15 protein-coding genes are annotated in these 15,981 nt (G+C 64.9%); 11 read left to right on the top strand and 4 right to left on the bottom strand.

Annotation, left to right across the window (positions count from 1 at the left end; genetic code table 11):
• Positions 1–2: 2 nt before the first annotated feature.
• The 3 genes from LJ655_RS02675 to LJ655_RS02665 all read left to right on the top strand — a co-directional run bounded on the left by LJ655_RS02675 (position 3) and on the right by LJ655_RS02665 (position 2,937).
• Entirely contained in the window at positions 3–1,427 is a 1,425-nt protein-coding gene (locus LJ655_RS02675) for an efflux transporter outer membrane subunit (RefSeq protein WP_230559700.1), read from the top strand.
• Between the two features lie 173 nt (positions 1,428–1,600).
• Positions 1,601–2,536 carry a 2-dehydropantoate 2-reductase gene (gene panE, locus LJ655_RS02670; protein ID WP_230559699.1) on the top strand — a complete coding sequence of 312 codons (936 nt, stop codon included), beginning with the start codon at positions 1,601–1,603 and terminating at the stop codon, positions 2,534–2,536.
• A gap of 101 nt (positions 2,537–2,637) precedes the next feature.
• Positions 2,638–2,937, top strand: a complete 300-nt coding sequence (locus tag LJ655_RS02665; RefSeq protein WP_230559698.1) for a hypothetical protein — start codon at positions 2,638–2,640, stop codon at positions 2,935–2,937.
• 24 nt (positions 2,938–2,961) lie between these two features.
• Here the strand turns inward: LJ655_RS02665 and LJ655_RS02660 are convergent, their stop codons facing one another.
• On the bottom strand, positions 2,962–3,399 hold the full coding sequence (locus LJ655_RS02660; protein ID WP_230559697.1) for a carboxymuconolactone decarboxylase family protein: 438 nt from the start codon (positions 3,397–3,399) through the stop codon (positions 2,962–2,964).
• Positions 3,400–3,515: 116 nt separating this feature from the next.
• On the opposite strand from LJ655_RS02660, the gene pdxR reads away from it, so the two are divergent.
• Entirely contained in the window at positions 3,516–5,003 is a 1,488-nt protein-coding gene (gene pdxR, locus LJ655_RS02655; RefSeq protein ID WP_230559696.1) for a MocR-like pyridoxine biosynthesis transcription factor PdxR, read from the top strand.
• A gap of 35 nt (positions 5,004–5,038) precedes the next feature.
• Here the strand turns inward: pdxR and LJ655_RS02650 are convergent, their stop codons facing one another.
• Positions 5,039–5,350 carry a hypothetical protein gene (locus LJ655_RS02650; RefSeq protein WP_230559695.1) on the bottom strand — a complete coding sequence of 104 codons (312 nt, stop codon included), beginning with the start codon at positions 5,348–5,350 and terminating at the stop codon, positions 5,039–5,041.
• Between LJ655_RS02650 and LJ655_RS02645 the strand changes: the two genes are divergently transcribed.
• The 5 genes from LJ655_RS02645 to LJ655_RS02625 all read left to right on the top strand — a co-directional run bounded on the left by LJ655_RS02645 (position 5,349) and on the right by LJ655_RS02625 (position 10,557).
• Positions 5,349–5,801 (top strand): HU family DNA-binding protein, encoded by a 453-nt coding sequence (locus LJ655_RS02645; RefSeq protein ID WP_230559694.1) that lies wholly within the window; start codon positions 5,349–5,351, stop codon positions 5,799–5,801. The two genes, LJ655_RS02650 and LJ655_RS02645, sit on opposite strands and share 2 nt — an antisense overlap.
• A 350-nt stretch (positions 5,802–6,151) precedes the next feature.
• A complete protein-coding gene (locus LJ655_RS02640) occupies positions 6,152–7,561 on the top strand; it encodes a circularly permuted type 2 ATP-grasp protein (protein WP_230559693.1) in 1,410 nt (469 codons plus the stop codon).
• Positions 7,562–7,720: 159 nt separating this feature from the next.
• On the top strand, positions 7,721–8,671 hold the full coding sequence (locus LJ655_RS02635) for an alpha-E domain-containing protein (RefSeq protein WP_230559692.1): 951 nt from the start codon (positions 7,721–7,723) through the stop codon (positions 8,669–8,671).
• Positions 8,672–8,683: 12 nt separating this feature from the next.
• The gene (locus tag LJ655_RS02630; RefSeq protein ID WP_230559691.1) at positions 8,684–9,484 is read left to right on the top strand and encodes a transglutaminase family protein; all 801 of its coding nucleotides are present in this window, start codon (positions 8,684–8,686) and stop codon (positions 9,482–9,484) included.
• A 200-nt stretch (positions 9,485–9,684) separates the two neighbouring features.
• On the top strand, positions 9,685–10,557 hold the full coding sequence (locus LJ655_RS02625) for a proteasome-type protease (RefSeq protein ID WP_230559690.1): 873 nt from the start codon (positions 9,685–9,687) through the stop codon (positions 10,555–10,557).
• A 146-nt stretch (positions 10,558–10,703) separates the two neighbouring features.
• On the opposite strand, the gene LJ655_RS02620 is transcribed toward LJ655_RS02625, so the two are convergent.
• Complete coding sequence (locus tag LJ655_RS02620; protein WP_230559689.1) at positions 10,704–11,906, bottom strand: porin; 1,203 nt, start codon at positions 11,904–11,906, stop codon at positions 10,704–10,706.
• A 447-nt stretch (positions 11,907–12,353) separates the two neighbouring features.
• Entirely contained in the window at positions 12,354–13,601 is a 1,248-nt protein-coding gene (locus LJ655_RS02615) for a YihY/virulence factor BrkB family protein (protein ID WP_230559688.1), read from the bottom strand.
• A 152-nt stretch (positions 13,602–13,753) separates the two neighbouring features.
• Between LJ655_RS02615 and LJ655_RS02610 the strand changes: the two genes are divergently transcribed.
• Together LJ655_RS02610 and LJ655_RS02605 are read left to right on the top strand one after the other, a co-directional pair.
• Positions 13,754–14,308 carry a YbaK/EbsC family protein gene (locus LJ655_RS02610; protein ID WP_230559687.1) on the top strand — a complete coding sequence of 185 codons (555 nt, stop codon included), beginning with the start codon at positions 13,754–13,756 and terminating at the stop codon, positions 14,306–14,308.
• 107 nt (positions 14,309–14,415) lie between these two features.
• The gene (locus tag LJ655_RS02605; RefSeq protein WP_230559686.1) at positions 14,416–15,975 is read left to right on the top strand and encodes a methyl-accepting chemotaxis protein; all 1,560 of its coding nucleotides are present in this window, start codon (positions 14,416–14,418) and stop codon (positions 15,973–15,975) included.
• Positions 15,976–15,981: the final 6 nt, after the last annotated feature.

Here is a 15,981-nt window from a genome sequence, read left to right as displayed (position 1 = left end):
ACATGAAACGAATCGCGATGAAATTACTGTCGAGCGCGGCGTTGCTGACGCTCGCCGCCTGCGCGGTGCAACCGGCGACGCACGCGGATTTGCCGCATGCGGTGCATACGCTCGCGCCGGCCGCGTGGAGTGTCGACGCGCCGCAAGACAGCGTGACTACCGACGCGTGGTGGGCGCAATTCGGCGACCCGATCATGCATCAACTGATCGAGTCGGTGTTGACGGGCAATCTCGACGTGCAGGCCGCGGCCGAGCGCGTGAAGCAGGCGCAGGATCTGGTGACACAGAATCGCGCGGCGCTCGTGCCGGAGCTGAATGCGAACGCGCGCGCGTCGACCGAGCGGCAGAACACGCCGCCGCCACTCGGCTATGTGCGGCAGGCCGGTATCGGCCTCGCCGCAAGCTGGACTCCCGACGTGTTCGGCGGCGAACGGCTCGCGGTGCTGGCCTCGCAGGCGCAGGAGTCGGGTAGCGTCGCGGCGTTGAACCAGTTGCGGCTCGCGCTCGCCGCGAACGCGGCGGCCGCGTATATCGATCTGCGCTGGGCGCAGGCGCAATTGCAGATCCTCGACGACAACGAGCAGATTCGCAGCCGCGCGCTGAAGCTCACGCAGGAGCGTCTGCATTACGGCCTGTCGACGCAGCTCGACGTCTCCCGCGCGCTGAATCAGTTGCAGGATTTGCAGGCGCAGATTCCGCGCATGCAATCGGCGGTGCAGCATCAACTGAGTCTGATCGCCGTGTATTCGGGGCGTACGCCGGAAAGCGTCGATACGCTCGTGCTGTCCGACGCGCGCGAGATTCCGGTGCCCGCGCAAAGCGCGCCGCTGGTGTTGCCGTCCGACGCGTTGCTGCATCGGCCCGATGTGCGCACCGCATATGCGCTCGTCGAGCAGCGCGCGGCGGAAGTGGGGGTATCGAAAGCGCAGCGCTATCCTCAGTTCAAGATCAATCTGACGAATGGGCTGCTCGCGTCGTCGTACCTCGGTTTGCCGACCATGACCGACAACCTGTTCAGCGCCGCGCTGAATGCCACGAGCCCGATCTTCAACGCCGGACGCATTACCGCGAACATCGACGCGAGCGAGAGCCGGATGCGCGAATCGCAGCTCGGCTTGCAGCAGACGATGTTGCAGGCGCTAAAGGAAATCGAGGACAACCGCAGCGATCTTGTCAGCGGCGCGGCGCAGGTGCAGCGTTTGGGCGGTGCGCTCGATGCGTCGAACCACGCGCTGCGTTTGTCGACCGAGCTGTACAAGGGTGGTGCGTCGAGCTTCCTCGATGTGCTCGACGCGCAGGAAGCGTATCTGCGCGACTCGGAGTCGCTGAACCAGGCCCGGCGCGAGCACGCGCTATCCGCGATTGCGTTGTACAGGTCGCTCGGCGGCGGCTGGGATCAGCGGGAAACCGTGGCGGCGGGGCAGTGAGGCAAACACGGCATGCGGCGTCGATCGCATGGGCGCCAACTAGTGGAACCTGGCAGGAACCGATCCGCAATCTTTGCTACATTCCTGCACAGGCGCCGCGTACGCGGCGCCATCGGGATGCGTCCGCCAGCGACGCCCATGATCGCCAACATTGAAATCTTTCGAGGCTCAAGATGCGAATTCTGGTAGTCGGAGCGGGGGCGGTAGGCGGCTATTTCGGGGGACGCCTGGCGGAGGCGGGGCAGGACGTGACCTTCCTCGTGCGCGCCGGTCGTGCGGAAAAGCTGCAGCGCGATGGCCTCGTCATCAGGAGCCCGCGCGGCAACCTCGAGTTGCGCGACGTGAAGACGATTCTCGCCGGTGTCGCAGCCGAACCGTTCGACCTCGTGCTGCTCAGCTGCAAGGCCTACAGTCTCGACGACGCGATCGATTCGTTCACGCCGTTCGTCGGCGAAGAGACGCTGATCCTGCCAATGCTCAACGGTATGCGCCATATCGACGTGCTGACCGCACGCTTCGGCAAGGAGCGCGTGCTCGGCGGCCAGTGCGTGATCGCCGCGACGCTCAATGCCGAGCAGCACGTCGTGCATCTGAACGACATGCATGCCATGACGTTCGGCGAACTCGTCGGCGGCACGTCGGAGCGGACCGAGGCGATCGCCGATGAGATGTCCGGCGCGACCTTCGACGTCGCGGTCAGCGACAACATTCTGCTGCGCATGTGGGAGAAATGGGTGTTCCTGGCGACATTGGCCGGGAGTACGTGCTTGATGCGCGGTTCGGTCGGCGATATTCTGGCTGCGCCCGACGGCAGGCGCGCGATGGAGAATCTGCTCGGCGAATGCCGCGCGGTGGCCGAGCAAAACGGCTTCCCGATGGACGCGGACTTCGACGCCCGCGCCACCCAGGTGTTGCTGACGCCGTCGCCGCTGACCGCGTCGATGCTGCGCGACGTCGAGAACCACTCGCATACCGAGGCGGATCATATTCTCGGCGACCTGATCGCGCGCGGGGGCGACGCGCAGAAGGGCGAGCACAGCCTGTCGCTGCTGCGCATCGCCTACAGTCATCTGAAGACGTACGAAGCGCGCCAAACCCGCACTTACTGACGGCTCGCCGTCACGGCTCGCCGTCACGGCTCGCCGCGGCCGGCGCGAACGCGGATCGGGCCGATGGAGCGCCGCCGCAAGCTGACGATCGGAGATCAAGCATGCCTACTCCCACTGGTTCGGTGCCCGCGCTCAGCGCCGCTTCGGCGACCGTGTTCTCGATCGGCATCGTGTTTCTCGGCTACTGGGGCATGTACGAACCGACCGCCTGGCACAAGGCCGACGTCGTGGTGTTCGTGCTCGCGCTGGCCGGCTTCGCGTGCCTCGGCCTCGTGCCGTGGATGGCGACGAGTCCCGTCGAGCCGGAGAACAGCGATTCGCGAGTGCGCATCGCCCGGCATCTGTTTCTCACGGGCGTGACCGCCATCTGGCTCGCGGTGGCAGTCTCCGTGATCTTCTGACGCTGCCGCGAAGGCGCGCGCGGCTTACTCCGGCATCTTCCTGAACGACACCGCAATCCGGTTCCAGCCGTTGATCGCGACGATCAGCAGCGTCAAGTCGCTGATTTCCTGCTCGCTGAAATGCGGCTTCACCGCTTCCCATACCTCGTCCGGTACGCGCGTTTGCGCGATCAGCGTCACCGCTTCCGTCCATTCGAGCGCCGCGCGTTCGCGCGCGCTGAAAAACGGCGCTTCGCGCCACGCGGCGACCGTCGCGAGACGCCGCTCGGTTTCGCCGTGCTTGCGCGCGTCGCTCACGTGCATGTCGAGGCAGAACGCGCAGCCGTTCAACTGCGACGCGCGAATCCGTACGAGCTCCGCGAGCGTCTTGTCGATCGTGCTTTTACCGATCGTTTCCTCGAGCGCGAGCATCGCGCGGGTCCCGCCGGGGCAGGCCTTGTAGAAATCGAGACGTGCTTGCATTGAAGAGTCCTCGTGAATGTCGGGGGCGCCCGGAACGGCGTCCACGGAGGTAAGCTTACGTTCTCGACTGGTCGTTAGAAATAACCATTTTGCCGTTATTTGAGGTAACCACCCGAATGGACATCCACATCGCGGTAGAAGGTCATCACGATCTGTCCGGACAGATTTATCGGCAATTGCGCGCGGGCATCCTCGAAGGACGCCTGGCCGGCGGCACGCGTCTGCCGTCCACGCGCGATCTCGCGACGCAGCTAGGCGTATCGCGCAAGACCACGCTGGACGTGTTCGAGCGCCTGCTCTCCGAAGGATATTTGAGCGCCCGGGCCGGCTCGGGCACTTTCGTCGCCGACGGGCTCGAACGTCTGCCCGAGAAGCGCTCCGCGCAGGCGCGCGCAGTGGATCGCACGCGCGAGCGGGCCGCGGCGCAAGCGAAGGCCGCTGCGCGTGCGCAGCCGTTGTGGGAGCAGATGCCCGACAGCTTGCCGTTGCCGCGGCCGTCGGTGCCGTCGCCGCTCGACTTCATCGGTGGTGCCGTCGACAAGACGCTGTTTCCGTTCGACGTCTGGCGCCGCTGCGTGAATCATGCACTGCGCGGCCAGGCGCGCAGCCCCGGCACTTATCGCGAGGCGGCCGGCGACCAGCAACTGCGCCTCGCAATCTCGCGTTACCTCGCCTTCAACCGCGCGGTGTCGAGCAATTGGGAAGACGTGATTGTCACGCAGGGCGCGCAGCACGCGCTCGATCTGATGGCGCGCATCATGCTGCGGCCGGGCGCAATCGCGGCGATCGAAGACCCCGGCTACCCGCCCGCACATGCATGCTTCACGGTGACGGGCGCGCGGGTGGTGCCGGTTCCGGTCGATCGTGAAGGCCTGATCGTCGGTAAGCTGCCGGACAAGGCGCGGCTCGTCTATGTGACGCCTTCGCATCAGTTTCCGCTCGGCATGCCGATGAGCCTCGAGCGTCGCGTCGAACTGCTCGAATGGGCGCAAAAGCGCGGTGCGGTCATCATCGAAGACGACTACGACTGCGAGTACCGTTTCGAAGGCCGGCCGATGGAGCCGTTGAAGAGCCTCGATCGCGCCGGTCTCGTCGCGTACGTGGGTACCTTTTCGAAGACGATCTTCCCCGAGCTGCGGATCGGCTACCTGGTGCCGCCGGCGTCGTTGCGCGGTCCGCTGCTGAAGGCGCGGCAGATCGCTGATTGTCATGGCTGCACGCTCACGCAAACGGCGCTCGCGTCGTTCATGCTCAACGGCGATTTCGCGCGCCATCTGCGGCGCGCGCACAAGGCTTATGCGGCGCGCCGCGCCGTGCTGCTCGAGCATCTGCAAGGGGGCCTCGCGCGCTGGTTCGAACCGATCGTGCCGACCGCCGGGATCCACCTGGCCGCGCGGCTGAAGGGGCCGTTGGCCTCGCTCGGCGAGGCGGCGCTCATCGCCGCGGCGCGTCAAGCGTCGATCGGCCTCTACGGACTCGCGCCTTTTCACCATCGCGTGACGCCTCAGCCTGGGCTGATCTTCGGCTATGGCAGCATCGCGGCCGAGCATATCGACTCGGCCCTGACGACGCTCGCCGGCATCCTGCAGCGCATTGCACGCTGAAACGAAGCGATGCGCGGCATGCGTCGTTTGACGCGTCAAACGAAGAAAATGCCTTGATTCAAGGGGCGAAAATGCCGGGCCGCCCCGCGGCAACCACGTTGAACGCGCCGCCGAAACCAACTGTAACGTGCGTGACGCATGGATATCGAGTACCCCGCCGCGTGCGTTTTACCCGCTAAAACAGGTGCTAAAACGTATGGCAGTGTCGGTGCCGCGCAAAAAACTTCATCGCGATACATAAAAGAGTCGCGCAAATCGCTTGAGCGCTTGTAGAATCCGGCGTTGAAGCGTGCACATGCGGTGTGCGCTTCGAGCAATTCACTGACCACAACAGGTAGGAGAAACATGCCGACTTCCGCAAAAAAGGTGGCCAAGAAGGCTGCTGCCCCGGTACCGACCAAGAAGGTTGCTGCAAAGAATGCCCCTGCGAAGAAAGCCGTCGCAGCCAAGAAGGTCGCCGTGAAGGCGTCTGGCGCACCGTCGCCGATCAAAGACACCTTCACGAAGGCCTCGTTGGCAGCTCACATCGCTGAGCGCGCTGCAGTGGAACCGAAGACCGCCAAGGCCGTGCTGGCCGCGCTCGAAGACACGATCCTCGGCTCGGTGCACAAGAAGGGCGCTGGCGAATTCACGCTGTCGGGTCTGCTGAAGATCGTCGTGCAGGCTGTGCCGGCGAAGAAAAAGCGCTTCGGCAAGGACCCGTTCACGGGTGAAGAGCGCTGGTTCCCGGCCAAGCCGGCAAGCGTGCGCATCAAGGCGCGCGCGCTGAAGAAGCTGAAGGACGCAGCGGCTGCGTAAGCGCGTTGCCTGAATCAGCGCCTGCATGCAGGTAATCGGAGTCCCCGTGGATGCGAATCCACGGGGACTTTTTTATGCGCACGCTTCGTCGGGCTCGCCGAAACCATTGGCAAACAGCAGTCGCGTGCCACATAGTGCGCTTTCGAACAGCGCGTGCGCACCTGATTGGCGCATCATGATCCACGGCAGTACGATCCAGTCATGACACTGCCCGGCGGATGCGCCGCAAGCGTGCATGCCAACACGCTCTATCACGACAAATTCAATGGCATAGCGCTTGCTTGATCGAAGGTCTGGTACCGAATGCGCAGCGCATTCGCCTTCTATTTGACAACAAGACAGGGGCTGACATGCGATGCTATGATGAGATGCGTCATCACCACGATGGCGTACGCCCGCATTACGCGCGCTTTGAGCGATGGCTGGACAGTCAGGGTAATGAAGCGATCGCGCGCAAGCGTGCGGAAGCGGACCTGCTGTTCCGGCGTGTCGGCATCACCTTCGCGGTGAACGGGGACCTGTCTGGCACCGAACGGCTGATTCCATTCGATCTGATTCCGCGCATCATTCCGCGCAGCGAATGGCAGACGCTCGAAGCGGGTTTGCGGCAGCGCGTGCAGGCGCTCAACCTGTTCATCCACGACGTCTATCACGATCGCAAGATCGTGCGTGCGGGCATCGTGCCGGCTGACCAGGTCTATACCAATGCGCAGTATCGCCCCGAGATGCAGGGTGTCGACGTGCCGCTCGGTGTGTATGCCCACATCGCGGGCGTCGACGTGGTGCGCGCCGGCGACGAAGGCGAGTTCTACGTGCTCGAAGACAACCTGCGGGTGCCGTCGGGCGTGTCGTACATGCTCGAAAACCGCAAGATGATGATGCGGCTCTTCCCCGAGCTGTTCGTGCAGAACCGCATCGCGCCGGTGGCGCACTATCCCGATCTGCTGCTCGATACGCTGCGCTCGGTCGCGCCCGAAGGCGTGGACGATCCGGTCGTCGTCGTGCTGACGCCGGGTATGTACAACTCCGCCTATTTCGAGCATACGTTCCTCGCGCAGCAGATGGGCGTCGAGCTTGTCGAAGGCAAGGATCTGTTCGTCGACGACAACTACGTGTTCATGCGCACCACGCAGGGGCCGAAGCGCGTCGACGTGATCTACCGGCGCGTCGACGACGACTTTCTCGACCCGCTAGCGTTCCGCCCCGACTCGGCGCTTGGCGTGCCGGGTCTGCTCACCGCCTATCGCGCTGGGCGCGTCGCGCTCGCGAACGCAATGGGCACCGGCATCGCCGACGACAAATCGATCTATCCGTATGTGCCGAACATGATCGAGTTCTATCTCGGCGAAAAGCCGATTCTGAACAACGTGCCGACCTATCAGTGCCGCAAGCCCGACGATCTCGCCTACACGCTCGCCCATCTGCCGGAGCTGGTGGTCAAGGAAGTGCACGGCGCGGGCGGCTACGGGATGCTGGTCGGCCCAGCGTCGACCAAGGCCGAGATCGAGGCCTTCCGCGAGCGGCTGATCGCGCGTCCGGCCGGGTATATCGCGCAGCCCACGCTGGCCTTGTCCGCGTGTCCGACCTTCGTCGAATCGGGTATTGCGCCGCGCCATATCGACCTGCGGCCGTTCGTACTGTCGGGCAAGACCACCACGATGGTGGCGGGCGGCCTCACGCGCGTCGCGTTGCAGGAGGGCTCGCTCGTCGTCAATTCATCGCAGGGAGGCGGGACCAAGGATACCTGGATGGTCGACTGACGCGATTGCCGCCGCGTTTCCCGCCTCGCTCGCAACAGGGCAAAGCAGGGCGCGACGCTTGCAACCTGATGCGCCGCTGGCGCTCAACGGATAACCGGCGCGGACCTTCGTCGCTGACGATGGCCTCGCGCGTTCAGATCTCAGCCATGGAACGCCGTCATGCTTAGCCGAACCGCCGATCACCTCTTCTGGATGGCCCGCTACATGGAGCGCGCGGAGAACACCGCCCGCATGCTCGACATCAACCTGAAGGCGCAACTGCTGCCGCAGACGCCCGAACAGGAGGCCCGCGCGCAGCGCTCGGTGCTGCTCATCTCCGAACTCGAAAGCGCCTTCGAGCAGCGCTACGACGAACCGACGCGCGAGCACGTGCTCGATTTCATGGTTGCCGACGCGAGCAATCCGTCGAGCATTCATTCGTGCCTGCAGGCCGCCCGCGAAAACGCTCGCGCGGTGCGCGGCACGCTGACGACCGAGTGGTGGGAAACCATCAATGACACGTGGCTCGAATTCAACGAGCGGCTCTCGAGCGGCCAGGCCGCGAGCAATCCAGGCGCGCTGTTCGAGTGGGTCAAATTCCGCTCGCATCTGTCGCGTGGCGTGACGATCGGCACCGCGCTGCAGGACGACGCGTTCTTCTTCACGCAGCTAGGCACGTATCTGGAGCGTGCCGACAACACCGCGCGGATTCTCGACGTGCGTTTCGCGAATGTCGAACCGAACTCGCGCGACGCCGCGCGCCAGCTCGAGGATTTCTATTACTGGACCTCGATCCTCGGTTCGGTATCGGCGCTCGAGATCTATCGCAAGGTGTATCGCGACGTCGTGACGCCCGCGCGCGTGGTCGAGCTCATGGTCCTCAATCAGCAGATGCCGCGCTCGCTGCTCGCCTCGCTCGATGGAGTCTGCTCCAATCTCGCGATGCTGCGCACCTCGGGCTCGAACCAGTGCGAACGCTTCGCCGGCAAGCTGCGCGCCGAACTGCTGTATGCCGACATCCGGCAGATTCTGGAGAGCGGTCTGCACGGCTATCTGACCCAGTTCCTCGCGCGCGTGTTCGAGCTGGGCAATCTGGTCGCGCGCACCTATCTGATGCTGCCAGTGGCCTGACGGAGTTTTCTCATGGACCTGACGATCCGCCACGACACCTCTTACCGCTACGAAGCGACGGTTCACTATTCGATCCAGCAGTTGCGCCTGACGCCCGCGAGCGGCGCCGCGCAGACGGTGCGGCGCTGGAGCATCGACGCGCCGGGCAAGCTCGACGCCACGCTCGACGCATACGGCAACGTGCTGCATACGCTCGTCATCAACAAGCCGCACGACGAGATCCATCTGCACGTGTCGGGCGAGGTGGACACGATACCGCTCGTCGACGGCGTGCTGCGCGATCCGCCGGGCCCGATCCCGCTCGAACATTTCACCTGCGCGACTCGCCTGACCGAAGCCGACGGCGCGATCCGCGAACTGGCCGCGTCGGTGCCGAATCTGGCAAGCCCGGCGAGCCTGATTACGCTGTGCGAGCAGATCGTGCAGCGCGTGCAATATCAGCCCGGCGTGACTGCGGTCACGAGCACGGCGGCCGAGGCGCTCGCGCTTGGCAACGGCGTGTGCCAGGACCATGCGCATCTGATGCTCGCATGCTGCCGCGCGCGCGGCGTGCCGGCGCGCTACGTGAGCGGTTATATCGAACCGGGCGACGTGCCGCAGGGCGCGAGTCACGCTTGGGTCGACGTATGGCTCGCCGGCAAGGGCTGGATTTCGATCGACGTCACGCATGCCGTGTTTGCGAGCGAGATCTACTGCCGGCTCGCGGTCGCCCGCGACTACGAAGCGGCGGCGCCGGTGCGCGGCCGACGTATCGGCGGGCTCGAAGAGCAGCTGGACGTGGCGGTGACGGTCAGCACGCAGAGCTCGCAGTAGCCGCGTTGCAACGCGAACGCGCCCAAAGTTTCGCGACGATGTGCCTGTGCCATCCGTGCGTGGCGGTATTGGACATTGCTGGCAAATGTTCAGAATCGGCCGCGAACCGGCTGCGAAAAGCGCCGTAAATACAGATAAGGGGCACCTGTGTACGGCATTACAATAGTTGGCGCCGTCCATTTGCCCTTTGCGGATTCCTCATGACCTATTGCGTAGCGATGGCCGTCAACGACGGCCTCGTATTCCTGTCCGACACGCGTACCAATGCCGGCGTCGATCACGTCAGTACCGCGCGCAAGATGTCGGTGTTCGAACAACCCGGCGAACGCCTGCTGGTGCTGCTTGGCGCCGGCAATCTTTCACTCACGCAGGCGGTGCTGCACGAACTGTCCGAGCCCGCCGGTGCCAGCGAGCCCACGCTTTGGACCGTGCCGACGATGGCTGACGCGGCGCGCGTGGTCGGCAGCGCGGTGCGTCGCGTGCATCAGCGCGACGCCGAGGCGCTGCAGAAGTTCGGCGTCGACTTCAATTGCAGCTTCATCCTCGGCGGGCAGATCGCGGGCAACCGGATGCGCCTGTTCATGATCTACGCGGCGGGCAATTTCATCGAGACGTCGAGCGTGAATCCGTATTTCCAGATCGGCGAGTCGAAGTACGGCAAGCCGATCATCGACCGGGTGCTGACGCCGTCCACGCCGCTCGACGAAGCCGCCAAGTCCGCGCTCATCTCGATGGACTCGACGCTGCGCTCGAACCTGTCGGTGGGGTTGCCGCTCGATCTGCTCGTGTACGAGAAGGATGCGCTGCGCGTCACGCGGTTCGTGTCGATCGACCGCGATAACGCGTACTTCGACATGATTCACCGCACGTGGGGCGAGCGTCTGCGGCAGGTGTTCGCCGAGATTCCCAATCCGGACTGGCAGCAGTCGCCAGATGCGCCGTCGCCGCACTCGGAGCGGGCGCTCGTGATGTATCGTGCCCCGGTCGGCGCCGATGGCATCGAGCACGAGCAGGACGTGCCGCCTGCGCAGATACTCGCGCAGGCCGACAAGGGGAAGGCGCAGCGGCGCTAGCTGCCTTCGCTTCGAAGCGGGCATCCAGCCCGCCCGGCTCGGCCACCACACTCAGGACGAAAAAAACCAGCCATCGGCAAAGCCTTTGGCTGGTTGTTTGGCTACGCAACTCGTCAGCCGCGTAGCAGGTCCGGCTTGAAGTCCGATTAGAACTTGTGACGGATACCGACGCTGACCATGACCTGGTTGTCGGTGCTCGACTGGTTGCCGTACGAACCGATCGAAGCCGTGGACGACACGAGGCCGCCGCCAACGCCGTTGACAACAGGAACACGCTGGTTGCCGCTCGCGTGCTGCCATGCGCCAACCGTATAGACGTCCGTGCGCTTGGACAGCGAGTAATCCGCGCCCAGCGAAACCTGGTTGTACGTCGCTTTGGCGTCGCCCGAGCCGTGCGTGTACGCATAGCCGAGACCCAGCAGCGCCGCCGGCGTGATCTGGTAGCCGAGGTACGCGCGGCCGACGTTGAACACCTGCGTCGACGTGAACGTCGATTGCGCGTCCGGCTTGTAGCGCGCGTTGCTGTACGACAGGTTGGCCGTGAACGGGCCCGTCACGTACTGAGCAGCTGCCGAAGCAATACTGATCGACTTCGAGGTGGCGTAAGCCTGGTTGATGCCTGCGTTGTTCGGGAAGTTGGTGTCGAACGTAGCGCCGGGGACCGTCGAGCTGTTCCAACCCGGGGCCGGGCGCACAGGAAGAGTGGTGCTTGCATTGTCAGCACGCAGGTAGCCAGCCGCGAGGCTGAACGGACCCGTTGCGTACGTTGCCGCGCCCGCCCACGTTTGACCCGAACCCGTTGCGCCCGCGACGCCGCCCAGAGCGTACAAACCTTCGAACTGGAAGCCCGCCCACACCGGCGACACGTACTTGAGCGCGTTGTTCACGCGGAAGCTGTTGTCGTTGTTGTCGACGTCACCCGGCGTAGCGAACGTGCTGCCGAAGTAGTTGTCGCCCGTCAGCGGCTGGATCATGTCGACCAGCGGGTCGTATTGACGGCCAGCCGTGAACGTGCCCCAAGCGTCGCCCGTCAGACCGACGTACGCCTGACGACCGAACATCAGGCCGCCCTGACCGAGCTTGCCGCTGTTGATGTCAAAGCCGTTTTCCAACTGGAAAATTGCCTTCAGGCCGCCGCCGAGGTCTTCCGTGCCCTTCAGGCCGAAACGGTTACCTTGCAGGTTGCCGCCAAACATTTGGAACACATGGCCGCCAGCGGGCGTAGCGTTGTTCACGTACTGGATCGAGTTATCCAGCACGCCGTAGAGGGTCACGCTGCTTTGCGCATGAGCGACACCAACGACGCCGAAGAGAGCCAGCGAGAGGGAAGACAGTGCAATTCGTTTCATCCAATTCTCCACGCAGATGATTGTTTGTTGGATTGGTCGTTGTTTCGGGAAGGAGAATAGCTCACCCGGTCTACGGGGTAGAAACGGAAAAAAAAGAGTGTCGCCAAAAACCGACAATCGGCGCAAACCCTTGTATTTACGGCCTAGTTGCTATTGTTTCTATTTGCGCAATATTTATTGGCCGGATGTGCATTATTGTTGATTCGTTGATAGTGACCAAGTCACAGAGCCTGCAATCGGCATCGATTTGAATGCGCAATGTAATTTGGTCGTCTATACGACCGCCTGACTCTGCAACGACGGCATGAGACTTCGGCCGACGAATCGACTAGACAGGCTGGACGGAATCGGCGCGTTGTGCACAGGCATCATCGGTCGGCCGTCAGTTGCAACTGCGGCGCGTCTACAACGACATCGGCACGAGGAGGGCAGCCTGCAGCATCCGCATCAGCGCTCGCTGGCGACACGACGCGCCAGGGCCGCGGCGGTGAGCCCCGCGGCGGCGGCCAGCAGCACCGAGGTCCACGGGTTGCGTCGCACGTAGCGGTCCGCGGCCGTCGCCTGGCGGCGCGCTTCGAGCAGCGCCGATGCCGCGAGACGGGTGGCTTGCGCTTCGGCGTCGAGTACCTTGCGTGCGACGTCCGCCGCGGTTTCATACGCGCTTCCCCCTGTTCCTGCCGCCGGCGCCGCGCTCGACTGGCGAGCGGCGCTCGCAGCCGCGGGAGCCAACGGCGCCGCCGGGAAGGTCGATGCCGCCAGCACCGACGCGAGCTTTGCGCGGCTGCCCGGCGGCGGCTCGCTCTGGAGGCCCCAGCCGCCACGCGGATCGTGCAGGCGGCCGCGCGCCGCCGAGAACTCCGCGCCGAGCAGCAGCACCGCCGCCGAGAAGTACAGCCACATCATCAGCACCGCCAGCGAGCCGGCCGCGCCGAACGAGCTGGCCATTCCCGCATGCGCGAGATAGAGCGCGAACAGCTTCTTGCCGCCTGTAAACAACACGGCCGCGACGACACCGCCCACCAGCGCATCGCGCCACCGCACGGGCGCGTCGGGCAGGAACTTGAGCAGCGCGGCGAATGCGAACATCAGCACGAAGAGCCCGACGCCGAGTTGCAGCAGATTGCCGATCATCGCGTATCGCGAACTGCCCCACAGCCAGTCGCCGACGAACACGATCACCGTGTCGAGCACGAGCGACACGATCAGCAGGAACGCGACGCCGAGCACGAGCCCGAACGAAATCAGCCGCACGCGCACCAGCGCGAGCACGCTCGACGTGCGCTGGCCGCTGTACGGCCACACGATGTTGAGCGCGCTGTTCAGCGACGAGAACGTCGCCGACGCGCCGATCGCCAGCAGCGAAACTGAAATGATCGTCGCGATGCCGCCTTTGGCGCCCGCGTGATGCGCGTTCTCGACGATCGTCTGCACGCCGGCCGCGGCCTGGTCGCCGATCAGTCCGTTGATGTGGCCGTACAGTTCGCCGCGCGCGGCTGCCGGGCCGAAGAACCAGCCGGCCACCGCGAGCACCATCACGAGCGTCGGCGCAAGCGAGAACGCTGCATAAAACGCGATGCTCGCCGCCATCGCCGGGCAGCGGTTGTCCGAAAACTGGCGCAGGGCGCCGATCGCCCAGTTGGCATGCTGACGCGCGGCCTGCTGCAGGTTCTCGCGAGAAAGGGTGTCGATGTCCATGATCGCCTTCGAATCGGGCCGGCGCCTTCACGTTGTTGGCTTCGTTGCCGGACGCATAGTTTGTGCCCCTCACTATAGCCAGGCGGGGCACGTCGCGACTGGGGGGCCGTGCCGCTAGAATGCAGCGGGTTATCCTCACATTTGCGCTCATCATGCATTCGCACGAACTCGTACGGCAACTAGACGTTATCGACCGCGACCGGTGGGGTGCGCATTTGCCCGCGCACGTCGTCGACCAATTGCCGGCGCAGGGAATCACGGTGTTCGCCGTCACCGACGACGCCTCGGACACCGCCGCATTCAGCGCGCGCTACGGCTTCGGTCTCGAAGACTGCGCGAACACCATCGTGGTCCGCTACAAGAAAGACGGCGGCGAGCACTATGCGGCGCTGGTCTCGCTCGGCTCGCGGCGGCTCGACATCAACGGCGCCGTCAAGGCGGCGCTCGGCGCGCAGCGGCTGTCGTTCGCCAAGCGCGAGGCGGCGGTCGAGCATAGCCAGATGGAGTTCGGCGGCATTACTGCGTTCGGGCTGCCGGCCGACTGGCGAGTCCTCGTCGACGCCGCGGTGATGGAGCGCGCGCAGATCGTAATGGGCGCCGGCGTGCGCGCGGCGAAGCTGCTGCTCGCGCCGGACGTGCTGCGGCAGTGGCCGCGCTGCGAGGTCGCCGCCTTGACGCTGGCGGCGGAGTCAAGCCCGCAACCCTGAAGCCACACTGAAGTTTTCCGCCGTCGCGCCGTTAATCCCGAGAACGACAAACGTTTGCGGCGTCCGTTTGCGCGGACAGCCGCCGACCACTACAAGGGATACGGAAGATGGAACGGTTTCGCCTGAAGGTGCGGCTGTGGCTCGCGCTCGCGGTGATGTGCATGGGCATTCTGGCGATCGGTCTGTGGGGTGCGTTCAAGACGCGCGACACGATGATCGCCGATCGCGAGGGCGAGCTGAAAAGCGTGGTCAGCATCGCATACAGCGTGCTCGATCGTTACAACGCGCTCGTCGCGGCCGGCACGATGCCGCTCGCGGACGCGCAGCGCGCCGCGATGGACGACCTGCGTGCGATGCGCTACGACGGCGCCGGCGGCTACGTCGTGCTCGAAGACAGCCGTGCGCACGTGCTGATGCACCCCACGCGCGCCGACCTCGTCGGCAAGGACATGACCACCGTCACGGATCCGGACGGCCGTCATGTGTTCAAGGAAGGTTCCGAGCAAACGCAGCGGGAGGGCGAGGCATTCGTCCATCTGCAGTTCCTGAAGCCCGGCACCGGCAAGCTCGCGCCGAAAAGCAACTACATGCGGCTCTACAAGCCGTGGGACTGGACGATCGTCACCGGCGTCTTCACTGACGACATCGATGCCGTGTTCTACCGCACCCTCGTGCAATACGTGATTGCGGCGCTGGTTTTGTGCGCGCTCGTGTCGGTGGTGATCGGCGTGATCCTGCGCAGCATCCTGCGCCAACTTGGCGGCGAACCGGCGTACGCGGTGCAGATCGCGTCGCGTATCGCGGACGGCGATCTCGATGTGGTCGTCGACACGAAGGCCGGCGACGGCACGAGCCTGCTCGCGGCGATGCAGCGCATGCAGCAGCGCCTCGCCCAGGCGATCGAGCAGATTCGCGGCGGCGCGGCGCTGATTTCCTCGGTATCGAACGAGATTGCCGCGGGCAACGCGGACCTGTCGCGCCGCACCGAGCAGCAGGCGGCCGCGCTCGGCGAGACCGCATCGAGCATGGAGCAGATCACCGCGACCGTGCGCCAGAACGCCGACAACGCGAAGCAGGCGAGCCAAATCGCGCACAACGCCTCGGACACTGCGGCGCGCGGTGGCGACGTGGTCGGCCAGGTGATCGAGACCATGCGCGGGATCTCGCAGTCGTCGCACCGGATCGGCGACATCATCGGTGTGATCGAGGGGATCGCGTTTCAGACCAACATTCTCGCGTTGAACGCGGCCGTCGAGGCGGCGCGCGCGGGCGAGGAGGGCCGTGGTTTCGCGGTGGTCGCGGGCGAAGTGCGCACGCTCGCGCAACGCAGCGCCGCGGCCGCGAAGGAGATCAAGGTACTGATCGAGGAATCGGCCGCGCAGATCGCGGGTGGCTCGGAGTATGTGGGGCGCGCGGGCGAGACGATGCAGGAGGTCGTCCAGGCGGTGCGTCGCGTGAACGACATCATGGGCGAAATCAGCGCGGCGTCGGCCGAGCAGACTTCGGGCATCGAGCAGGTCAATGTCGCGGTCACGAGCATGGACCAGGCGACGCAGCAGAACGCGGCGCTCGTCGAGGAAGCGAGCGCGGCTGCCGACGTGCTGAAGACGCAGACCGGGCAGTTGTCGGCGGCCATTGCGGTGTTTACGTTGCCGAAGCAGCGGTAGCAGCAT

This window comes from Paraburkholderia translucens (genome assembly GCF_020881035.1).
In the GTDB taxonomy this organism is placed as follows: Bacteria; Pseudomonadota; Gammaproteobacteria; order Burkholderiales; family Burkholderiaceae; genus Paraburkholderia; species Paraburkholderia translucens.
This window is presented reverse-complemented; position numbering and strand designations above follow the sequence as displayed.

Bases quoted from the DNA above. Each gene is read 5' to 3' on its own strand.
- LJ655_RS02645 (WP_230559694.1), top strand. From the start codon at position 5,349: ATGCCGACTTCCGCAAAAAAGGTGGCCAAGAAGGCTGCTGCCCCGGTA.
- LJ655_RS02640 (WP_230559693.1), top strand. From the start codon at position 6,152: ATGCGATGCTATGATGAGATGCGTCATCACCACGATGGCGTACGCCCG.
- LJ655_RS02625 (WP_230559690.1), top strand. From the start codon at position 9,685: ATGACCTATTGCGTAGCGATGGCCGTCAACGACGGCCTCGTATTCCTG.
- LJ655_RS02665 (WP_230559698.1), top strand. From the start codon at position 2,638: ATGCCTACTCCCACTGGTTCGGTGCCCGCGCTCAGCGCCGCTTCGGCG.
- LJ655_RS02675 (WP_230559700.1), top strand. From the start codon at position 3: ATGAAACGAATCGCGATGAAATTACTGTCGAGCGCGGCGTTGCTGACG.
- LJ655_RS02635 (WP_230559692.1), top strand. From the start codon at position 7,721: ATGCTTAGCCGAACCGCCGATCACCTCTTCTGGATGGCCCGCTACATG.
- pdxR (WP_230559696.1), top strand. From the start codon at position 3,516: ATGGACATCCACATCGCGGTAGAAGGTCATCACGATCTGTCCGGACAG.
- LJ655_RS02605 (WP_230559686.1), top strand. From the start codon at position 14,416: ATGGAACGGTTTCGCCTGAAGGTGCGGCTGTGGCTCGCGCTCGCGGTG.
- LJ655_RS02610 (WP_230559687.1), top strand. From the start codon at position 13,754: ATGCATTCGCACGAACTCGTACGGCAACTAGACGTTATCGACCGCGAC.
- panE (WP_230559699.1), top strand. From the start codon at position 1,601: ATGCGAATTCTGGTAGTCGGAGCGGGGGCGGTAGGCGGCTATTTCGGG.
- LJ655_RS02660 (WP_230559697.1), bottom strand. From the start codon at position 3,399: ATGCAAGCACGTCTCGATTTCTACAAGGCCTGCCCCGGCGGGACCCGC.
- LJ655_RS02630 (WP_230559691.1), top strand. From the start codon at position 8,684: ATGGACCTGACGATCCGCCACGACACCTCTTACCGCTACGAAGCGACG.
- LJ655_RS02650 (WP_230559695.1), bottom strand. From the start codon at position 5,350: ATGTTTCTCCTACCTGTTGTGGTCAGTGAATTGCTCGAAGCGCACACC.
- LJ655_RS02620 (WP_230559689.1), bottom strand. From the start codon at position 11,906: ATGAAACGAATTGCACTGTCTTCCCTCTCGCTGGCTCTCTTCGGCGTC.
- LJ655_RS02615 (WP_230559688.1), bottom strand. From the start codon at position 13,601: ATGGACATCGACACCCTTTCTCGCGAGAACCTGCAGCAGGCCGCGCGT.